Here is a 21519-nt window from a genome sequence, read left to right as displayed (position 1 = left end):
AGATCCATCAGCCATGAAGTTCCCGGGCATCATTATTCTTGTTTTTCTTACCCACACCGTCTTTTCCCAAGTCCGCTATTCGGTTTCCGGAAAAGCAATGAATGCCAGCCAACAACCGCTGGCCGTTTATGGCAGGCTGATATCCCTGCCCGACTCCTCGGTTTTACAGGGCGCGCCATTCGAAGACGGCCTTGTTACCTTCCGCAACATCGAGCGCGCACAGGTAGCATTGCGGCTCAGCGGCATCGGCCTGGCCGACACGCTGATCGTCCTCCCCCGCCGGGACAATGCGCATATCGACCTGGGGAATATCGTTATGCGCGAGCAGGTACAGGCGCTCGCAGGCGTAACTGTACGCGGACAGGCTCCCCTGGTGACACACGGCAGCAACGGAACCACCGAAATACAGGTTACCGGCAGCATTCTGGCCGGCAGCACATCGGCCATGGAGCTCCTCGAAAGGTCGCCGGGGATAATTTTTACGGAAGGGCGCGCAGGTGTGGCCGGGCGCGGCGAAGCATTGATTTTTCTCAACGGCCAGGCCATTACTTATGAACAAATGGCGGCCATTCCCGTCAGCCGGATCGTGCGCGTGGAGGTGATCCCCAACCCATCGGCGCGCTACGACGCGGAGGGAAAAGCGGTGATCAATATTATCACGAAACAGGTCGTCGAAGGCGGCACGACAGGCTCGGTAACCCAGCAATATGCCTACACACGGTTTGCCGGAAGCGAACTCAATACCCTGGCCGATCTTCAATACAGGCACAATAAAGTGTCGTTTCAAGCCAATTACGCCCTCGAAACCGGCAACGACCGGGAGGTGCTCTACACTACCCGCACCCGTCCGGCCGCCTCGGACTACCTCCATTCGGAGCTCACGACAGACTGGCAACGTAAAATGCGCAATTATTCCAACCTTGGTGCAGGCGCTCAGCTGAACCTGAAAGAAAACAGTTATTTGTCATTGACTTACAAAGGCAACCTGAACAGCCTCGGCGGCAGTCAGAACAGCAGCAATGCCCTTACCGACGTTTTGGGTACAAGCCACTACCGGAGTCGCGTCGCTAAGGACGAAAAACGATGGAACCATGCCATAACCCTCAATTTCCAGCACGCGCTGGATACCCTTGGCTCCACATTGTTCTTTGGCAGCCAGTATGCCCGTTTCAGAACCGACCAACACGACCGAATCGCCGAAACCAGCCTCTCCGGCGACAGTACCGGATACCGTAACCTGCTGAATGACGTGCTCGTCCGCATCAGTATTTCCAGCACCCAGTTCGACTACACCAAAACGTTCCGCAACGGTCATAAGCTCGAAACCGGTGCAAAGTTCAGCTATGCGGAAAATGGTTCGGGCACCGATTTCATGGTTTCTGCCAAGGACGGCCCGTTCGTGCCCGATCCGGGGCTGAGCAGCAACTTCCGTTACCGTGAAAAAGTCCCGGCCGCCTATTTGAACTATCAGGGAAGCGCAGGGAGCAACATGCGGTTCGGCCTCGGTGTACGGGGCGAGTTCACAAGCTATACGCTCAACACCACCGCCCGCGGCGGACAGGTAATCGGGGATAGTTATTTCAATGCTTTTCCCAATCTTTTTATCAGTAAAAGCTTCGCCAACGGTCTGCAAAGCCGCATTTCGTACATTTCCAGGATTACCCGGCCCCGCTACCAGGCATTGAACCCGTTCGTTATTTACCAGGACCCATTCACAACCATCGAAGGCAATCCCAATCTGCAACCTGAAAAGATCCATACTTTTGAAGCGGGGTTACAATACAAGCAGATCGATATCCGTGCGGGCTATACGTACACGAAAGACAAGCTCAGCGGCGCGGCCCTGCGCGGAAACGCTCCTAACAGTTATGTGCTCAAAGGGATCAACCTGGCCGAGGAGCATTTGATTTTTCTTACGGCGTCCGCCACGTTCAACCTGGGTTGGTGGAGCACCACGAACACGCTCACCGTTAGTCGAAACAACCTTGTCGATAATGAATACGGGTTTGCCATTCTGAAACCCAGGCCACAGTTATACGGGTACACCAACAATACGTTCGATATCAATCGTTTATTCAAAATACAAATAATGGCGTGGTACCTTAGCGAAAGGTCGCAGGGGCTTTACAACGATTTCAGCCGGTCGACGGTTACGGTCGGATTAGAGAAAGATTTCCTGAAAAACGCATTGAAAATCAGGTTGACGGCCAACGACGTCTTCCATAAGAGCCATGTTCATGGCAAATACAGCGTCGGGGCGACCCATATTTACTATCACCGCACCTATTCCACCGCTTCCTTCGGCATAAGCGCCGCTTATCGTTTCGGGCGTTCGGGAAAAATTACATTTAACAGTAAATCCACCGGCGAAACAGAGCAAAACCGGGCGCGGTGACGGCACATTAAATAGTCAAAACCTGAACGAAGCCACCACCATTGGCGCAAGCTGCCCGATTTATGAATTCGAAGGCTACGCCGAAGTAAGGGAAATGCAGCAATAACGCGCTTCCCTTACTTCCTTATCCTTCCTCCCTTCTCCTTCCCCCTTCCAGCTACCGATACGTTTTCAACGCACCGCTATCACCCTGCTCCTTTAAAATTTTCTTCAGGCCATCGACATTCATCATAAGCCCGACCTCGGCGTCGGGTGCTGTCTCTTCATTGATAATGCCGACAGGGCCGTGGTAGTCGCTATCGCGGATGATGCGGATCATTTCGGCTTCCGCATCGCCTTGGCCGATCGGCACTACTTTCACGGGATTGCCTTTTTTCAGGCCCATCAGGTTGACAGCCATCAAATGCGGCAGGATTTTTGGAAAAAAAGCCGGAAATCGTTCGATGTCCCCTTCGGCATGGTGCAGGTTGTACACGATGCCGATGTTCGGCCGTTTAAGGTAGTCTATTACTTGCAGCTGATTTTCCGGCATTCCATACCAGCCGCCGTGGTTGTAAAGCCCTACGGTACAGCCGATTTCCGCTGCCTTATCGGCAATGTAGGCAACCGGCCGGGCGACGGCTTCGACTTTTTGCTGCTGGGTCATTTTATCCATATCCTTAATCCCGCCGATCATGCACCAAATCTCCGTCCTGAGGTTGTGCCTTTTCAGCAGATCGAGGATAACGGGCAGGTACTTGTCGTTTTCGGGGTTAGGGCCGGAATAGAACCAGAACGCCTGTAATCTGATATGGTGCTTTTTCAACGCCTCAAGTTCCGCGTCGAATTCGGGAACGTGCTTTTCGCGCCAGTCGTACGCGAGCATCGTAAAGCCGAGCTTGTTCAGCATTTCGGCCCGCTGCACAGGGTCCCGTTCCTCCGAATCGAACGGCACAATACACCAGGCGATAAGGTTTTCCCGCGCATAAATATTGTCCGTACCCGTATTTTTTTGAGCGCAAACCAGCTTCGGACACACTGTAACAACCAGGAAAAAACAAACAGAAACAAGTTTTCTAAACATCGCCGGATCAGTCTTTTACCAATAAGACAAAATCCGGCGATTTCTCTGCATTATCCCCTAAATTTCGTCTCCTATTCCCCATTCCACAACGGCCCGCCCATTCACTCATTCACCCGTTCCCAGCGGCTCATTCACGACGGCTCCGCCACCCCCACAAATATCACCACGCCGTCCCCGCCGGGATTATCTTTAGACGTCCACGTAAACGGACGGTTTCCAGTTGTTCATCGCCCATACATTGCCTGCGCCGTCGAAGTAAGGCGCATCAATGGTCCATAGCAGGGCCTGAATGTGCGCCCCAAAGGCCCTTGCTGGCTGCCGTACAGCGGCTGTCCGTTGGCGAGCGTCACACTGGCTCCTCCGGTCGGCAGCGTCATCATTTGTGAGGTACTTTCGTCTTCGTTATAAATGACCGTGACCCCGAACGGGCCCTGCATGTCAAAGCTGTCGACAGCACTGTTGCGGCCTTTTTCCTGGGCGAAATTGGCGATGTAAAGTACTCCGGCCTTGTCCATCCGCACACCCCAGGCTGCGTGCACATTTTTTGTGAATACTTTCAGAACATTTTTCAGGTCGGGGTCCAGCTTTACCACCCGGCTGCTCGTCACGCCGCCCACGAAAATCTCGTTCTGCGCATTCACTGTTACCTGGCGGAACTGCTCGTAGCCGACCGACGCGGGATCACGGGGGTTCACATAGTCGCTGACCCAGTAAACTTCCGGCAGCCAGACGGTTACCGAGCCATAAAAGGGTCGGTGATACTTTCCTTACCTGTTTCCACATGCCCCGCAAAGCGCATAACAGCCTTATCGGCACCGCCATGCACGCTGAAATCATACCATTGACCGCTTTGGGACGCCCGAATGACCGTTTTTACCGTTCCCTCAATAGGTAGTTTCAGTTCTATATTTTTTTGTCCATACGCATTGTCGGTTATTTTCAGCGCCACAGGCTTTTTATCCTTGTTGATCGCGACAAGTTCCACGTCGCCGGTCGGCTTTCCTTTTTTATCCAGCACATAACCGCAGCGCACCGCCACGTCCGGTACGAGCGCATTGCCTGCGAACTCCCGGAAATAGCCGTTCGGACCGTAAACCCGCAGATGATACTGCCCGTCCCCGAAACCGGCCAGCCTGAAACTTTCCGTCAGGGTATCGCCCGCCCTTACCGCGTAGTTCCAGACCCGCAACACCTCGCCTTCATAGGGATTCATCGCGTAAATGATAAACGGCGCACCGGCCGACCTGGGACCAAAAACCTTATTGGCCGCATGCAACCGGATTTCGAACGAAGTTTTATCCGGTGAGAGCGCGCCATCGGCGTACAGTTCATACGGAATGGCGCACGACGGCCTTGTGCCCGGCTCCTGTCTGGGCAGGAAAGGCGATTCTGCCGGGTTCGCATTGATTTTACCGATCTCCACGGCGGTTAATGCCTTGAAATTCGCAGGCAGGTCCCTGAACTGGGCTTTGTGAATGGTGGTAAGAATCTCCTCCCGGTTCACCGGCTGCGGTTTCCTGTACGCCGATGCGTCGAAAGGTTGGAACACCGAGCTGATATTGCCGCAGACCGTCCGCCGCCATTCGGTTATGTTCGTTTCCCTGACCGTCTTCTTGGCTTTGTGGCTCGTGAATTCTTCCAGGAACTGAATAATGGAAGTATGGTCGAACACCTGCGAGCACACCTTCCCGCCCCGCGACCACGGCGACGCGATCACCAGTGGCACCCGGAAGCCCAGGCCGATCGCCCCGCCCCGCGCATTCGCCTTCGGCACCTGGCTTTCGTCCTGTTCGAGCGGTACGTATTCGGCTTTGATATCGATTCCCTCCGACACCTTTCCCGAACCTGGTTTGAGCGGGTCAGGGATCGAAAAAGGCGGAATATGGTCATAATACCCGTCGTTTTCGTCATAGCAAAGAATGAATATCGTTTTCTTCCATACTTCCGGATTCCGGGTCAGGATATCGAGCGTTTCGGAAATGTACCATGCCCCGTACCACGGTGCCGACGGATGATCGGAAAAGTTCTGAGGCGCGGCCAGGTATGAAACCGCCGGAAGCTTCCCTTCGTTTACATCCTTGCGGAACTGGTAGAAAATGTCGCTTTTAGGCATGTCGAGCTTCCGGGTCCGGTCACCCTCCGTGTACGTCAGGGAAGTCAGCTCGAGGTATTCCGGATCGTTGCGGTTGGTCACGAACGCATTGCGGTGGAGTTCCTGTTCGAACACCGGCAATTTTTTAAAATTCTCCCCGCTATACTCCGCTAGGTCGGTTTCCAGTCGTTCGAGCAAAGCATGCCGCTGCTCGCGGCTCTTGATCAGTTTGTCTTTTTCCGCACCTGTGGCAGCCTGGATTTTGTCGTCCAGGGCAGGCAAATCCTTTTTAATCCTCGCGACTTCCGCTTGCGCGTAACGGGTAAAATCCGGCGAGAACTTCACCCTGTACTGCGCGTACCGCTCCAGCGGGTTGCAACCGAAATTGCTGAGCCACGAGCCCTTCCCCGGATGGAATTGCATTACGGCACCGATTTCGTTCTGGTAAAACTTCCAGCTGATGCCGGCCTCCTGCATACGCTCGGGGAATGTCTTCCATTTTACCGGCTTATTGATGGAAAAATAGCTGTTTCGTACCACCGCCAGCGAATCCATATCCGGCTTCTCGCGGATCGTCCCCGACCACAGGTAATAGCGGTTCGGATGCGTGGGTGTCATGGATGAGCAGAAGTTCTGGTCACAAATGGTGAATGCATCAGCCAATGCATAGTAGAACGGGATGTCCTCGCGGTCGTAGTAGCCGAGCGTGAGCGGCATTTCGGCATACTCCTTGTGCCCCGATCGCTTGGAAGTCAGCCATTTGTCATATTTCCCCCCATTATAAGCGTCCACCTGCGATTCGCGCGAATGCGGGAGATCGTGCATCCACGTCGCTTTGGTGTTTTTGATATCCAGCCTGAACGGGGCGTAAGTATTACCTTTCAGGTCGGTTTGAAGCCATACTTTGTTTTTATTGGGCAAATCGATGGCGCGGGGGTCGTTGAAGCCGCGGACACCCCGCAACTTGCCGTAACTGTGATCGAACGACCGGTTTTCCTGCATCAGGATCACCACATGCTCGGCGTCGAGGTAAGTGGTGCCCGGGTCGGGAGTGATCGCCATTGCCCGTTGCACCGATTCCGGGAACAGGCTGGCGACGCCCGCCCCGCCGGCCACCATCGCCGCCTTTTTAATAAAATCTCTTCTTGAATCCATGGGTTTAGGGTTGGGTGGTTGGTAATGTACAAGTATATCCGGCGGCAAAAATACTGGTATGCCGGCCGGCCGGTGGTTATGGAAGTGTTAAGAAATCCCGCGAGAAACGCCCCATAAGCCGGTTACCTCATGCTGATTTTTTTCGATTGCCTGCAAAACCTTCCAAAACCGTATTGAATGCATTTATGGTGCATTGGCTTGTGAACCGGCGCACCGCGGTTTTATTTCATCGTCAGGTAACATTATTTTATTATTCGGTTACAGTATTACCATTAGTAACCCTTCTCTTACAAACAAAAAAACTACTCATGCGATACCTGCCGTTAACACTCCTCTGCCTGCTTTGCATGTCGGCCTCCATTGCACAACGATCCGCCGGGTTTAACCTCGATTTCGAGCAAACACCTGTGACGCCGGGGCTACCGCGTCCCTGGGCCGAATGGGGAAAAGGCTATGTTCTCACAACCGACACGACGGAAAAATACACTGGCAGAGCCGCGTTGCGTATCCAATCTCCGTCCTCGATGGACAATATCCAGTTTGGCTGCGCGGCCAATACGATTCCGGCAGATTACAGCGGTAAGCAAATCGAACTGAAAGGATATATGAAGTTCGCCAACGTCGAAAAAGGCTGGGTGGGCCTTATGTTGCGGATCGACGGAAAATCGGGCACGCTGCAGTTCAGCAATATGCAATCCGAAAAACTGCACGGGACCCGGGACTGGGCGCAATACAGCATCAAGCTTCCCTATCCGGCCAGCGCGGAAAACATCCACATCGGCGCATTGCTCGTTGGTCAGGGAACCCTCTGGGCCGACCAGTTCGAACTGCTGATAGACGGAAAGCCCTTCATGGAGGCGCCGCCCAGAAGAGAATTTCCCGCCGCGCTCGACAAAGCGTTCGATGGCGGTTCGAAGCTCGCGATCGGCCCGGGTTATCCGCTTTCCACGGAGCAGTGCGAAAATGTCGCGAAACTCGGCAGGATATGGGGATTTGTCAAATACCATCACCCGGCCGTAGCGGAGGGTAATTTCAATATGGATTATGAATTGTTCCGCGTGGCCGCGCCCTATATGGCCGCACAAAACGACACCGAACGGCAGCGCGTGCTGATCAAATGGATGGACAAGTTCGGGGCGATCAAAGCGCTTTCCGCCGAACCGGTTCCAGCCAATGCGGTTATAAAGCCGAATCTGGCGTGGATCGGTACTTCGGGCAAAGGATTATCAGTGCGACTGGATTCGATACGCCGGGCCGAGCGTACGGACGACCAATATTACATCGCCTCGTATGCCAATGTCGGCAATCCCGATTTTAAAAATGAAAATCCATATAAGGAAATGGCCTACCCCGACGCCGGTTTCAGGCTGCTTTCGTTGTTTCGATACTGGAATATGATCGAGTATTTCTTTCCGTACAAACCGCTCATTCGGGAAGACTGGTACGCTGTATTGAAGGAATTTGTACCCAAATTCGTCATGGCGGCCGACGAAACGGAATACAAGCTTGCCGCTCTCGCGCTTATCGCGCGCGTGAAAGACACCCATGCGAACCTTTACGGCAATCATGACGCGCTGGACAGGCATTTCGGCAAAAATTACGCGCCGGTCGAACTGAGGTTCGTTGAAAATAAACCGGTGGTAGTCGATTATTACAACGCACAGCTGGGTGAACAAACCGGTTTGAAACCAGGAGACGTGATTGAAACAATTAACGGCAGGCCGGTCGCGCAGGTGGTCGCCGAACAGAAGCCTTACACACCCGCTTCGAATGCCGTTGTGCAATTGAAAACCATGGCCCCGAACTTGCTTCGTAGTAACGACCCGGCCGTGGCGGTCACTTTCAGCAGGGATGGAAAAATACAAAAGGCCAACATTCCACTTTACTCTCGCGATAAAGTCAATATTTATGCCAATTACAACAAGAAGGACACTTGCTTTAAAATGATCCGTCCTGACATCGCCTATGTTTTCCCGGGAAAATTCAAAAATAGTTATCTACCTGCCCTGACGCCGAAGATACTTGAAAGTAAGGGTGTGGTAGTGGATATGCGATGCTACCCGTCCGATTTCATGGTGTTTTCGTTCTGCCCGATGCTGCTGCCCGAAGCTAGACCGTTCGTCAAATTCACCATTGGCAAACCCAAAACACCCGGAATATTCACCTGGTCGCCCGAGCTGAAACTGGGCAAAACCAATGCAGACTACTACAAAGGCAAAGTGATCGTGATTGTGAACGAAAACACGCTGAGCCAATCGGAATACACGACGATGGCATTTTCTGCCGCACCGAATGTGACGGTGATCGGCAGCACTACCGCCGGTGCCGACGGCAATGTTTCGCCCATAGTACTTCCCGGCGGCCTTCGCACAGGCATTAGCGGCATCGGTATTTATTACCCCGACGGCCGCGAAACCCAGCAGGTAGGAATCGTACCGCAAATCGAGGTCAGGCCGACGATTAAGGGCATTGCCGACGGACGTGACGAGCCGCTAGAGAAAGCCGTGCAACTGATCAGCGGAATGTAATTTTTAAAACTCCCGTTCGCCGAATTCGCTGGACGGGAGTTTGGCTTTCCGGGTGAGCTGGTTTAGATTATAACTCAGGTTAATCAGGAAAATATCGGTTTCCTGGATGTAATTGGTGGTTGTATAAAAATCTTTGCCCCAGGTGGTAATGCGCTGCCGGTTGGCGCCCACGATGCCCAGGTCCATGTTCTGCCATTGCAACGTCGCGGCCAGCTTACCTTTCAGGAATGTCCTTTTGACGGACAACGACGGGTTCACAAACCGCGAGTCCTCACCCTGCGCCGTCACCCTTTTCGACAGGTAACTGATCGCCCACTGCACCTGCAAAGCCGGGGCGATTTTGAAGGTCGTATTGGCATTCAGGGAATACACCACGCTGGACGTATTCACCACCACAGTATTTCGGAAAAGCCCTCCCTCGATCGCATACCGGTACAGGTTCGCGCCCGCGTAAAGCTGCCACCATTTGGTCAGGTTCGCATTCCCGCCGACTTCCACCCCCCAGGAGGTAGCCAGGCCGGCATTGGTGTAAATGCGGTTAACGATCGTATCATTGTATACGCTGTTGACCCGGTTGACCACGTTTTTGATACGCTGATTATAGAACGTCAGAAAAGCACTCCCCTTTGCAAACTCCCGCACGACGCCCGCTTCGGCCTGCCCGATAAATTCAGGCAGAATGTCCGGATCCCCTGATTCGAGCGTTTCGGAATGCTCGCGCTCGGGAAATGGGTTCAGCTCGTTATTGGTCGTGCGCTGCACCCGGCGCGTGTAGCCGGCCTTCCCGCGCCAGCCCTTGGCAAACTGGTATTGCAATTGTGCCGAAGGAAAGAAATTGGACAAATCGAGGTTGCGCGTGCCGGTACCTTCGGCGGTAAACCGGCGGGTCGCATATTCATAACGCAATCCACCCGAATATTCCAGCTTCCCCGATTTTCCGCTATACTGGCCGTACATCGAGTGGATGTGGTTGATCAGGCGTGTCCGGCTTGAAAACTGCGGCACCAGCACAAATTCGCCGGTTTCGAGATTCTGGTCAAGATATTGAAATGTACCTTTCTGTGCCTGGTTCCGGTATTGGTAACCGGTTTCCAGTTTCCCTTTGCCAATCGGAACAACGTAGTCGGCTTGTAACCGGTATGCGTTCAGCGGGTTCCCGCTCGGGTTACGTGTATTTTGCAGCGCGCGGGTTCTGCCCGGCTCCGACAGGTTGACATTTGTCGTGAGCCCGTCCAGCTCCGCCGATTCGGTCAGCCCCGAAAGCGTCAGCTCCGATTTGTTTGCGAAGCGGTGCAGGTAATCCAGGTTACCCGACATTACATCGGCCGTTTTCTGCGCGATATTGGAATTGAAATAGGTAATCCTGCCCACGTTCTGCCCTGTTTCGAGATCTGTTTTGGTATTATTGTACACCAAATCGGCCCGCCTCGACTGGAAACGGTATCCTTTATAAAAACCTGCCGAAATCACGTTCGATGGGTCGGCTGCGAAGCTGACCGAAGCCCGCGCCGTGTAGTTGTACCGCTTGAAGCTCCGCTCGCCGTCGGATGGAAAGGACGTAAAAACGTCTTCGATCATCGTATTCACATCCCCCACCCTCCGGCCGGTAAGGTCGTTGCGGAGGTAATTGCCGCTCAGGTTCACTTCCCATTTACCTGCCTTCATGCCCCAGGCCGCGTCGCCGCCGAAACGCCGGGGATTTTTCAGATTATGGTAGGTATGGACAGAAGGCAATCCGGCCTGCATATTCACGATCAGGCTCTGGCTGTTTTTATCGGCGGTTTTGGTGGTAATGTTAATAATACCCGATTTCCCGTCCGGGTCGAAACGTGCCGAGGGACTGGTTATGATCTCCACATTTTCAATAGTATTCGCCGGAATCTGGTTTAATATAATCGAAGGGTCGGTCTGCACGGGCTTGCCGTTCACGAGCACGAGGAAGCCGGTCGAGCCGCGCAGCGTAATGTCGCCCTCACTATTGACCGTCACCGAAGGGGTGTTTTTCAGCACGTCCACAGCCGTCCCTCCCTGGCTTCCCAGGAACTGCCCGGCGCGGTACACCTGCCTGTCGATGCGATTTTCCATAACTTCCCGGTTGCCTGTCACTTCCACAGCATTCAGCACCCGGCCGTCGGGTTGCATGGCAACGGGCGGCAGCTCCGTCGTCGCACCGGCAAGTGCGGGCAGCGACACCCGCGCACGCCGGTAACCGATGTATTGCACTTCCAGGTAATAGGCACCGGCTTCGAGTTTTTCGAAGCGGAAACCACCCTTTTCATCCGTCAAAACGCCGCTCAACAGTGTGGAATCGGCGGAACGGGACAATGCGACCGACGCGTAAGGCAACGCCTGCCCCGACTGCCGATCGATAACTTTGCCGATGACCGCCGGCTGGCCCTGAGCTATGGCCGATGCCAACCAGCAAAAGAAAAATGCAAGAGATAAAAAGGGTTTCATAGGGCTAACGCGCCGCATTCATGGTGTTGAGCGATGTCGCAAAAATAACCCTACAAGATCAGTAGACTTTTGTACTTTCCGTCCGAAAACTGGTATATTCAGGAAATGCCTTTCCGGTAAACGCTCGGCAATACGCCTGTTTGCCTTTTGAAAAACTTATTGAAATGCGAGGGATCGGTAAAACCCAGCTCATAGGCGATTTCGCCCAGATTGGCCTGCGAGTACAGCAGCAACCGCTTGCTTTCGGCCGACAGCTTCTCGCCGATCACCGCACCGGCCGTCTTGTACAGAAACTTGCGGCAGTGGGTATTCAGCGTCTTGGTGGTCACATTCAATTGGCTGGCATACCAGCCCACTTCGTGTACGGTTCTGTAATGTGTTCCAACCATGGCAAAAAACGATCTGAGCAATGGCGGCTCCGGCTGAGCGTCGGTGCTACTGCGCATTTCCCGCTTCAAAAGATTGAAAAGCAACAAAAGATAAGTCTGGATAACAGCCTCGTAGTTCGGCTGCCGCCCGGCGTGTTCATTTTCGATGCTTTCGAAAATGCCCTGTACCGTTGCGCCGGTCTGTTCGAGGTGGTAGCCGCTGTGGAAGGTCAGCGGGAAGCTCTGGAAAAGGGCATCGTACAGCGGATGTCCAAGCAGAAAATCCTTCTGCACCATGATCACAAACCCCTTTGGAATGGAGGTAAGCTCCCAATTGTGGATCTGGCCGGGCATCACCAGGTATAAACTGTTGCCGCGCACCTGAAAACGGTGGTGGTCGATTTGATGAAGTCCTTCGCCCTGTGTGAGATAGATGATTTCGAGGTATTCCTTATGGCCGTGCGGCCGGGTGGTCTTGATCACCTCCTTCATTCTTTTGATCCGGAATAACTCATTGTCATTCAGTTTATTCTTAATCTCAATTTGCATATAAACGGGCCGGGAAATATTCTAGTAATTTAATAGGGTATGCAAATTAAATCAAAAACCATTTACCAGGAAAAAGAGGGTATCCCGAACCGGGACACCCTCTCGCACGTCAGCTACTCTAAATAATGGCTGTTATGCCTGTTTCGCGAGCTGGATATTGGCCAGTATCTTGATATTTTCCCCCAATGCGAGGCCGCCGGTTTCAGTCAGCGAGTTGAATGTCACCCCGAAATCCTTACGATCGATTGTGCCTGTCACTTCAAACCCGGCCTTGGTGTTGCCCCAGGGATCGCGCTCGGTGCCGCCGTATTCGGCAGTGAATTCCACCTCTTTGGTAATGCCTTTGATGGTCAGGTCACCCACGAGCTTGTACACATCGCCTTTGTCCTTTTTGAGGGAGGTCGAAACAAAACGGAACTCGGGATATTTTTCGGCTTCGAAAAAATCGGCATTGCGTAAATGCTCGTCGCGCCCCGGCTGGCCGGTATCGACGCTGTTGACGTCGATCGTAAAATTGACGTCGGCATTTTCAAAACTGTCGCCGTCCGTCAACGCCGTGCCGCTGAAATTGCGAAAAAAGCCGGTTACGGTTGAAATAACGAGGTGTTTTACTTTAAACTGAACTTCCGAATGCGCTACATCTACATTCCACGTTGTCTTTGACATGATTTCATTGTGTTTGGTGGTATGAATACATCACACCCGGCCCTCACCGAAGCTGCTCCGACAGCCAAGCCCCCGAGCCGGGCGGTGATACAAAAATAGGCACCTACGGCACGCGAGATCGACTGCTTACCCCGAGGTTACCACTATACCTGTGTATAGCGCGGGTTTTTATCTGTTCCGGTTCGGGATTCTTCGGCCCGCTTAAGGCTGCGCGTTTAGCTGTTTTTCGGGAAGCACATCCGCCCCTGCCTTTTTGGAAATCCCGGCTTTTACCCTCTTCCATATCTAAAATCGCTTAGATTTCCAATAGGATTTTGTAGAAACGATTCTACAATTCAAATCGTGTTTCATTTCTATTTAGTTCGATATTTGCCTACGGCTTCAATAGTCGGATCATCCTCCTGTAAAAGGAAAAGACACCCATCGTCAATAACACTGGCGCTGCCGCCGGGCTCGCCTGACACACCATGGATATCGAGTCAACAAATCCCTTTTTCTTTTTTTCACCTAATTCAAACGCTTGCTTATGAACAAAAATCTATGGATCAGAGCACTGTTCCTGCTCATCGGGGTGCTGTGCTATGGAGCAGCTGCGGCGGTCAACATCTCGGGGACCGCCTGGATCGATGCCGACAACGACGGGATCGTCGATGCCGGGGAGACCGGCACCAATTTTGGCGGCACGATGTACGTCAACGTCGTGAATGCGTCCGGCGCCGTTATCGCCTCCACGCAGGTGGGCCCTGCCGGTGGCTATTCGTTCACGGGCCTGCCCAACAACCTGACGGGCCACAAACTCGTACTTACCAATACGCCCACCAATCCGAAAGGCAACCGCATTCCGGGCACCTATTATGTTGCCGAAGACGTGGTGGGCGCCAGCAACACGGCCAATCAGGCGAATGCACCGCTGCTGGGTGAAATTGCTCTCACCAACCAGACGGGCAACATGCAGAACCAGAATTTCCGGATGGGCCAGCAAACTTCATTCGGCTGCCTCGACGGCATCGCCTACCAGATAGCGATCGCATCGGGCCAGACGGAATCTTCGCTGTACAGCTACAATGTGAGCTCTGGCACCCGTACCCAGATCGGGGGTATTACTCCCTATAACCTGAATTCGTTGATTTACAGTACCGCAGCCGACAACTTTCTCTGGGCGACCGTTACCAATTCGAATGACATCGCCCGTATCGGAGCCGGAGCCGGAACGGTTGTCTATGACATTCAGAACCTGCCATCGGTAAGCTACAACGTGGGTGTGGAGCTACCCAATGCCTATATGCTCGTGTACACCAGCAACGCCACGGAATTTTATGTCATCGACGTCGACCCGTCCCGTCCCACATTCCTTGAACTCGTGGATCCGGCCAACGGCTATGCCGCGAAAACCGGAGCTCCTTACGGCACATCTGTCTCCGCCGGCTTTAACTCGTCGGATATAGCCTACCTGGCTTCGACCGGTCTGGGTTATGGTATCACGCCCAGCAGCAACATTACTACGCTTAACCCCGTTACAGGCGTCGTTACCACCAACGCAACGCCGGTAGCAGGCCTGCCAAATGCCGCGTATGGCGGTATGTTCAGCGATAAAGCCGGCAAACTGTACGCATTCAACAACGCCACCGGCGGCTTTTACCGCATCGATCCCGTTGCCAATACGGCTACTTTGCTCTCGACCAGCCCGCCATCGGGCGGAAACGACGCCGCGAGCTGCCCCAACGCATTCGTGGAATGCGATACCGACATTCCGGTTGTCCCGGCCGACGTAACCCTTTGCCCTGGCAACTCCACGACATTCACTGTTGCCCCCGAAGGTAACGGGCCATTTACCTACCAGTGGCAGCAAAGCACCAATGGCGGCGGCAGCTGGGCCAATTTGCAGACAACGCCATTTACAGGTCCTAACGGAACCTACTCCGGTGGCGGCACCGCTACGCTTACCGTAACACCCACCACAACCGCCTGGAACAATTACCGCTATCGCTGTGTGATAACCAGCAACCTGTGTACGACCAACTCTTCGTCCGCTACGATGAACGTGTTCGCGATTCCCGGCTCGCCTGCGCTTGTCGCCAGCACCGACGCACCGATCTGTCCTGCAACGACCTATGACCTCAACCGACTGGTAGCTGGTCCTGCGCCGACCGGTAGCACACTGCGTTTCTACACCTCGGCGACGCCTTCGGCCGCAACGCTCGTGGCCGATCCCACACAGGCGCCCGCAGGCACGTACTATGCGCGTTACGAAAATGACGGCTGTTCTGGGCCTGTGAGCCAACCTATTACGATTACGGGCTGTCTGACGCCGTTTACCTGCGAAGATGGGGTAGCGTACCAGGTTGCGGCAGCGAATGGAGAACCTGTTTCAACGCTGTATGCCTATAATGTGGTCACCGGCACGAGAACACAGATCGCGCCGCTTAACACAACCGTAAATTCGCTTATTTACAGCGAGATAGACAATACGCTTTGGGCTACCAAAAACGGCACGAACTCGATTGTCCGCATCGCAGCCGACGGCACATTGCTGGAATACCCGATCGCCAACCTTCCCACCAACTTCAATGTGGGCACCGGGCTTCCGGGAGGTTATATGCTGGTTTACAGCAGCAATCAGCCGCGCTACTATGTAATCGATATCAACCCGGCGCGGTCCACTTATCTGCGCCTGGTTGATCCCGCCAACAGTTATGCGCTGCAAACCGGCCCTACTTACGGCAATGCACTGAGCGCGGCTATCAACGTGGCCGACCTTGTGTATGAACCTGTAACCGGGCTTGTTTACGGCGTGGAAACAACGACTGCGAGATTGGTGACGCTCAACCATGTTACCGGTGCGACGACCGTGGGAGCTGTCGTAGCGGGCTTGCCCACCAATACCACTTTCGGTGCGGTGTTCGCTGACCCCAGCGGGAAGCTTTACGCATTCGCCAACGATCCGGGCACATTCCACCGCATCAACCCTACCGCAGCCACCTCCACCCTGCTTTCGACAAGTATCACCTCGAACAGCAACGACGGTGCCAGCTGCCCGAACTCCATTCTGGAAAACCTGCCTTTCGATTGTGCCGATGGCATTACCTACCAGGTAGCGGCCGCTGACGGAGAACCTGTTTCAACACTTTACGCATACAATGTGAGCACTGGCGCCCGTACCGAAATCGCCCCGCTCCCGATGACCGTAAACTCGCTGATCTACAACTCCGCCGACAATATGCTGTGGGCGACCAAAAACGGAACCAATAGCATTGTACAGATCGACCGCGAAGGTGGTACCGTGGAATACCCGATCGCCAACCTGCCCGCGGCCGGTGGCTTCAACGTCGGCGTGGAATTGCCCAACGGCTATATGATGGTTTATCAGACAAATCAGCCCAGTTTCTATGTGATCGATGTTGATCCGAACCGTCCTTCAACTTACCTGAAACTGGTCGACCCGACCAACGGCTTCGCAGTCCAGGCCGGGCCGACCTACGGAGTTCCGGTAAGCGCACCATTTGGCGCATTCGATTTCGCTTACCTGCCGTCTACACAGCTCATGTATGGCTTTAACGCGGACGGTCGTATCACTACGCTCAATCCACTCACGGGCGAAGTGGCCGTGGGTGAGGTAATCGCCGGATTACCTGCCAATAATGGCGGTTTTGGAGCTGTTTTCGCCGATGCGACCGGCAAGCTCTACGCATTCCATAACAATACGGGACGGTTCTACAAAATAGATCCGGTCAACAATTCGGCCAGCTTTATGTCCACATCGGTCCCATCCAACAGCAACGACGGAGCCAACTGCGTGACAGCCACACTCTGCGATATTGAGCTTACACAGCCTGATCCGCAAATGCAGACAACCCAGGTAGGTATCTCCGCTTCGTTCACGGTAGACGCTACCGGTACCGGTACGCTGAGCTACCAGTGGCAGGTTAGCGCCGACGGCGGAACAACCTGGACCAATCTTGCGCCGGGTGGCGCAACCGATGCCAACGGAACCTATTCCGGTGCTGCCACCGATTCACTGTCTCTTACACCATTCACTACGGCGTGGGACGGATACCAGTACCGTGTCATTGTCGACAGCGATAGCGACATTTGTACCCTTACCTCGGCAGTGGGTACGCTGTTCGTCAAACCTCTGCCTGTCACGCTGGTTTCGTTCCGCGTCAAAAAGGAAGGAAATGGTGCGAAGGGTATTGCCCTGCTGAACTGGGCAACCACCGAAGAGACCAACAGCGATCGCTTCGAAATCGAGCGCAGCACGGACGCACGTCACTGGACGACTATCGGTATAAAAGCGTCGCACGGAGAGAGCAATACGCTGAAACAGTATGACTTCGTCGATAATGCACCAGCCGAAGGCATCAACTATTATCGCCTGAAAATGGTGGATAAAGACGCAACATTCGCTTACAGCAGCATTCAGGATACGAAGTTCGAGGCTTCCGGACTATTGGCGGCCTATCCGAACCCCGCAACCGACCGGTTGAAATTCAAGAATTTCACGAATGTGAAATCAGTGGTACTGCACAATGCGGCGGGCGTAAAAGTACTCGACCGCAAGTCGGTAACCTCGGAAGGGCTCGATATCAGCAAACTCGCTCCGGGTGTGTACTCGGTCAAACTGATCTTGACCGACGGCAGCGAAAGCGTCCAAAAGATCGTCATAGTTAGGTAATAGTACTTGGTAAAGCGAAAAGCACAGGCCGGCTGGTCTGTGCTTTTTTTGTGTTGCGGGATTTGGTTTGGGGGGGGTCAGGTGTTGTTAGGGGTGGTCAGGGATGGTCAGGTATAGTCAAATGTAGTCAGGTATGGTTTGAGCAAATGGGGTTCTGGTCGGATGTTCAATGCGGTTTGTGGTCGTTGCTCAGGACTATAAATGGCAAATACACATTCCAGTCCGCTTTTACCTCCTCCTGGTTTAAAAATCCTTTGGAATAGTTACCCAAAACAATATCCGGGTCGCCGTCTCCGTCCCAGTCGTTTACATCCATACAAATCCAGCGACCGTAGCGGGCAATAGGCGGTGAAACACACTGAAACTTCAAACCGGCGTTTGACGACTCGTTGTTGAAATACAAAAACTTTTCACCGGGATTATCGGCGAGGTCGGCGAAGAATGCGATGGAAGCGATATCCGGGTCGCCGTCCCCATCAAAATCGGCGGCCATAGCTTTGGTTGCGCCATTTACTGGAAAAAACCAGCTTTGCCCGAACTGAAAATTTCCTTTGTTCAAAAAAATGTAAATACCGTGATAAGGTTTCAGAATGCGCGAATAATCGCTGTTGTCGCCCGCGGTATAGAGCAGGTCGGGCTGGCCGTCGCGGTTAAAATCGGCGAGCTGGAAACTGGACGAGCCGTAAACCGGCGGAAACCGTAGCAACGGCTTTTCTGAGAAACCACCTTTCCGGTCATTGATAAAAAGCCAGATACCCTCCTGCGCATGTGCGAAGAGGGCAATGATATCTGTCCAGCCGTCGCCATTGAAATCGCCGGTAACCGACTGCGTAGCTCCCGCCGCTTCGCGTACAGGCAGTTTCTCAAAGTCCCCCGCCTCCCTTTGCCTGTACACGTACAAGCCGCCCTGGTTGTGACCGAATTCGGACACCACGTAATCGGTCCTGCCGTCGCGGTTGAAATCGCCTTCTGAGGTATGCAGCGGCCTGCGGAGGCCGGTCGCAAACGGTGAAGCTTCCGCGTTGCCGGAAGTCCCCAACCGGTACAACCCACCTTTCGAAACATCATAAGCACGCATTTCGCCCACCGCAGTTACCACCGGCTGGCCGGCAAACAGCATATGCATAGCAGGGGAAGTTAACGGCAATGCCGTTCTCCTGTCAAACGCCCGGCCCCAGCGAAGCAATGCGGGCACTTCGGAGCTGCTTGTATAAATAGCATCGGCGGCCGAATCAATGGCCACCATCGTCGTGGTAGCCAGCCGTGTTGTGTCGTTTGCTGGTTTCTTAATACTGAAACCAGCCCAATCCCCTTGCACGGGCGGGCGCGCAGCGGGCAAATGCGCGGGCGCGAGGGAATCGTAGTAAGCCACTATTTTCATCCATTCGGTAATGGGCATCGCAGAACCTTCGTTGGCGAAATACTGGTTCCTTTGCCACACTTCTATCCCGAAATAGGGCGCCATCACCGGCAACACGCGGTTCTTCCAGGTGTCCTTATCGAGCAATGCGGGCTCTACCGGTAAATGGCAGGTGCCGCAGTGTTTTCTTGCGGCGTCCTTTCCTTCTGCCAGTTCGCCGGTAAGCTCCGCCTCGCGCGACCGCCCCGCCGGCCCGCATGCCTGCACACACACCGCCGCCAGAAAGACAGCCGGCGACAGCCCCCGAAGCCATTTCGAAAATTTCATATTTGAAACAATAATCCTCTATTATAAACAAAAAGAGGCAGTTAATATCTGCCTCTCTAGGCGAAGATCGCCACCATTTGGTATTAGCTTGTTTACTGGTAACCAGGATTCTGTTTCAGTGAGGACACCCCGTTTTTGGTACTAAGGTCGATCTGCCGCTGTGGAATCGGGTAATACTCATTCACATTTTTCTGGAACTTCCCTCCACGTACATCGGGCGTGATTTTGCCTTCGAACGCGATGTAGGCGTTCAGGGTCTGTTCGGCAATGCCCCAGCGCGAAAGGTCGAAGAAGCGGTGGCCTTCCATAGCAAGTTCCAGCTTGCGTTCGAAATAAATAGCAGCCAACGCGCCTTCCTTACCTTTCGCCGCAAAAGCACCGGCAGGGTATTGCGCGATTTTATAGTTCGCGGCAGGTGTTTTGGTAAAACCGCCCATTGGCTTGTCAGGGTCTATATAGGTATACACCCAGCTCTCGGGCTTCGCAGCACGTGCGCGAACGCGATTCACATATTCCTGTGCCTTAGCGAGGTTGTTGAGCTGTGCCTCCGCTTCGGCCGCCATGAGTAGCACATCGGCAAAACGGATCACCTGCACGTTGATAGCCGTTCCCGGCGCCCAGGAATGCTGGTCCGAATATTTGTCCTGGGTAGCTTGCCAGTAAATGTTCTTTTTGGGCGAATATGGCCCGGCGTAGCTCTGATCGCGGATCCAGGTCTGGCCCGGGTGGTTACCCCAGTCAAGGAACGGGATACCCCGGCGACCCACTGTCCAGTCGATGCGGGGATCGAGTGGCGTGATGGCATCCGGCGTAAATGCGGCCTCGGATTTGATACCCATGTCGTTTTTCAGGGTCGTCACATTGTAGTTGTCTACCTTGGGCAAACCGTTGGCATCGGTCTGGAACGAATTTGCCAGGTCGATACTGGGCTGGTAGAATCCGCAGCAACGGAACGGCGAGTTGTATGGGAAGTTGAGCATACCGCCGGTGTTGGCATTGTCGATCGTGTTGGTCCCGTCGTTGGCTGCCATCTGGATCGCAAACACCGATTCGGCCAGGTTCTTTTGCGCAGCATCGAAGTTGTCCTGGTATTTGGGCAACAAATCATATTTCAGACCATTGCTGGTCACACCCGACGCGATCACCTGGTCGAAGGTCGTTTTGGCCTCGTTGTACTTCTTTTCATACAAAAATGTTTTGGCCAGGTAAGCCGCAGCCGCCCATTTGTTCACACGGCCCACCTCCGGCTGCGTGGCCGGCAGATTATCCATTGCAAACTTGAAATCAGCCTCGATATTCGGCCAGATATCGACATCGTTCTTTACAGCGGCCGGGTCGGGCGTATTTTCATCCACCCACGGCACCATGTTGAACATTTTTTTCAACTCAAAATAGTAATGCCCGCGCAGGAAACGGGCCTGGGCGGCGTAGTCGGTCTTCTCTGCGTCGGTAATGCCGGTCGTCACGAGCGGAATGAATTTCAGTACAGTATTGGCACGGTTGATACCCTCATAGGCAGCCCGCCATTTGCTGTTGAAAAACCCATTGCTGGGGCCTGCGCTGTAAATCATAATGGAGTTGATACCCGGCTGGTCGGCACCGTCGCTGCCTTTTTTGGCGTCACCGCCGGCAATGCTGCCGTAAATCCAGTTATCGGCAGCCGCGTCCCAGGCGTTGGCAGCCCCTACCCCGTTTCCGTCCAGGGCCGCATATGCCCCTATAAGCAAGCTTTGTACACCGGCTTTGGTGCTCAATTGGGCGTCGCTCAGGGAGCCCAATGCAGGCTTGTCCAGAAAGCTATCCTTACAGGAATAGGAAATCAACCCGAAAATCGCAACCAGCGCTATTTTTGAAAATCTCAATGTCTTCATCTCTTTCTGTTTTTAT

At 53.8% G+C, this 21519-nt stretch carries 11 protein-coding genes; 3 read left to right on the top strand and 8 right to left on the bottom strand.

Going from position 1 to position 21519, the window contains the following annotated elements:
* Window positions 1-13 precede the first annotated feature (13 nt).
* Complete coding sequence (locus tag ABV298_RS26850) at window positions 14-2395, top strand: outer membrane beta-barrel family protein (protein WP_353719219.1); 2382 nt, start codon at window positions 14-16, stop codon at window positions 2393-2395.
* 157 nt (window positions 2396-2552) lie between these two features.
* Here the strand turns inward: ABV298_RS26850 and ABV298_RS26845 are convergent, their stop codons facing one another.
* From ABV298_RS26845 to ABV298_RS26835, 3 genes are all read right to left on the bottom strand, one after another.
* Complete coding sequence (locus tag ABV298_RS26845) at window positions 2553-3458, bottom strand: TIM barrel protein (protein WP_353719218.1); 906 nt, start codon at window positions 3456-3458, stop codon at window positions 2553-2555.
* Window positions 3459-3682: 224 nt separating this feature from the next.
* Window positions 3683-4153 carry a hypothetical protein gene (locus ABV298_RS26840; RefSeq protein ID WP_353719217.1) on the bottom strand — a complete coding sequence of 157 codons (471 nt, stop codon included), beginning with the start codon at window positions 4151-4153 and terminating at the stop codon, window positions 3683-3685.
* Window positions 4154-4191: 38 nt separating this feature from the next.
* Entirely contained in the window at window positions 4192-6705 is a 2514-nt protein-coding gene (locus ABV298_RS26835) for a phosphocholine-specific phospholipase C (RefSeq protein WP_353719216.1), read from the bottom strand.
* Window positions 6706-7013: 308 nt separating this feature from the next.
* Here ABV298_RS26835 and ABV298_RS26830 point away from each other — a divergent pair, with 308 nt between their 5' ends.
* Window positions 7014-9233 (top strand): S41 family peptidase, encoded by a 2220-nt coding sequence (locus tag ABV298_RS26830; protein WP_353719215.1) that lies wholly within the window; start codon window positions 7014-7016, stop codon window positions 9231-9233.
* Window positions 9234-9236: 3 nt separating this feature from the next.
* Here the strand turns inward: ABV298_RS26830 and ABV298_RS26825 are convergent, their stop codons facing one another.
* The 3 genes from ABV298_RS26825 to ABV298_RS26815 form a co-directional block, all read right to left on the bottom strand.
* Window positions 9237-11690: a TonB-dependent receptor gene (locus tag ABV298_RS26825; RefSeq protein ID WP_353719214.1), complete on the bottom strand. Its 2454-nt coding sequence runs from the start codon at window positions 11688-11690 to the stop codon at window positions 9237-9239.
* 98 nt (window positions 11691-11788) lie between these two features.
* A complete protein-coding gene (locus ABV298_RS26820; RefSeq protein WP_353719213.1) occupies window positions 11789-12607 on the bottom strand; it encodes a helix-turn-helix transcriptional regulator in 819 nt (272 codons plus the stop codon).
* A 132-nt stretch (window positions 12608-12739) separates the two neighbouring features.
* Window positions 12740-13273 (bottom strand): YceI family protein, encoded by a 534-nt coding sequence (locus tag ABV298_RS26815; RefSeq protein WP_353719212.1) that lies wholly within the window; start codon window positions 13271-13273, stop codon window positions 12740-12742.
* Between the two features lie 526 nt (window positions 13274-13799).
* On the opposite strand from ABV298_RS26815, the gene ABV298_RS26810 reads away from it, so the two are divergent.
* Window positions 13800-17945 carry a T9SS type A sorting domain-containing protein gene (locus ABV298_RS26810; protein WP_353719211.1) on the top strand — a complete coding sequence of 1382 codons (4146 nt, stop codon included), beginning with the start codon at window positions 13800-13802 and terminating at the stop codon, window positions 17943-17945.
* Window positions 17946-18111: 166 nt separating this feature from the next.
* On the opposite strand, the gene ABV298_RS26805 is transcribed toward ABV298_RS26810, so the two are convergent.
* Both ABV298_RS26805 and ABV298_RS26800 read right to left on the bottom strand, forming a co-directional pair.
* Complete coding sequence (locus ABV298_RS26805) at window positions 18112-19632, bottom strand: FG-GAP-like repeat-containing protein (protein ID WP_353719210.1); 1521 nt, start codon at window positions 19630-19632, stop codon at window positions 18112-18114.
* A 92-nt stretch (window positions 19633-19724) separates the two neighbouring features.
* Window positions 19725-21503, bottom strand: a complete 1779-nt coding sequence (locus ABV298_RS26800; protein ID WP_353719209.1) for a RagB/SusD family nutrient uptake outer membrane protein — start codon at window positions 21501-21503, stop codon at window positions 19725-19727.
* Window positions 21504-21519 lie beyond the last annotated feature (16 nt).

The organism is Dyadobacter sp. 676 (assembly GCF_040448675.1).
Classification (GTDB): domain Bacteria; phylum Bacteroidota; class Bacteroidia; order Cytophagales; family Spirosomataceae; genus Dyadobacter.
The sequence above is the reverse complement of the archived record's forward strand: the minus strand, read 5'-3'. Positions and strand labels throughout refer to the sequence as shown.

Excerpts from the sequence above, each read along its gene's own strand:
- ABV298_RS26850 (WP_353719219.1), top strand. The coding sequence starts at position 14 with ATGAAGTTCCCGGGCATCATTATTCTTGTTTTTCTTACCCACACCGTC.
- ABV298_RS26845 (WP_353719218.1), bottom strand. The coding sequence starts at position 3,458 with ATGTTTAGAAAACTTGTTTCTGTTTGTTTTTTCCTGGTTGTTACAGTG.
- ABV298_RS26835 (WP_353719216.1), bottom strand. The coding sequence starts at position 6,705 with ATGGATTCAAGAAGAGATTTTATTAAAAAGGCGGCGATGGTGGCCGGC.
- ABV298_RS26830 (WP_353719215.1), top strand. The coding sequence starts at position 7,014 with ATGCGATACCTGCCGTTAACACTCCTCTGCCTGCTTTGCATGTCGGCC.
- ABV298_RS26825 (WP_353719214.1), bottom strand. The coding sequence starts at position 11,690 with ATGAAACCCTTTTTATCTCTTGCATTTTTCTTTTGCTGGTTGGCATCG.
- ABV298_RS26820 (WP_353719213.1), bottom strand. The coding sequence starts at position 12,607 with ATGCAAATTGAGATTAAGAATAAACTGAATGACAATGAGTTATTCCGG.
- ABV298_RS26815 (WP_353719212.1), bottom strand. The coding sequence starts at position 13,273 with ATGTCAAAGACAACGTGGAATGTAGATGTAGCGCATTCGGAAGTTCAG.
- ABV298_RS26810 (WP_353719211.1), top strand. The coding sequence starts at position 13,800 with ATGAACAAAAATCTATGGATCAGAGCACTGTTCCTGCTCATCGGGGTG.
- ABV298_RS26805 (WP_353719210.1), bottom strand. The coding sequence starts at position 19,632 with ATGAAATTTTCGAAATGGCTTCGGGGGCTGTCGCCGGCTGTCTTTCTG.
- ABV298_RS26800 (WP_353719209.1), bottom strand. The coding sequence starts at position 21,503 with ATGAAGACATTGAGATTTTCAAAAATAGCGCTGGTTGCGATTTTCGGG.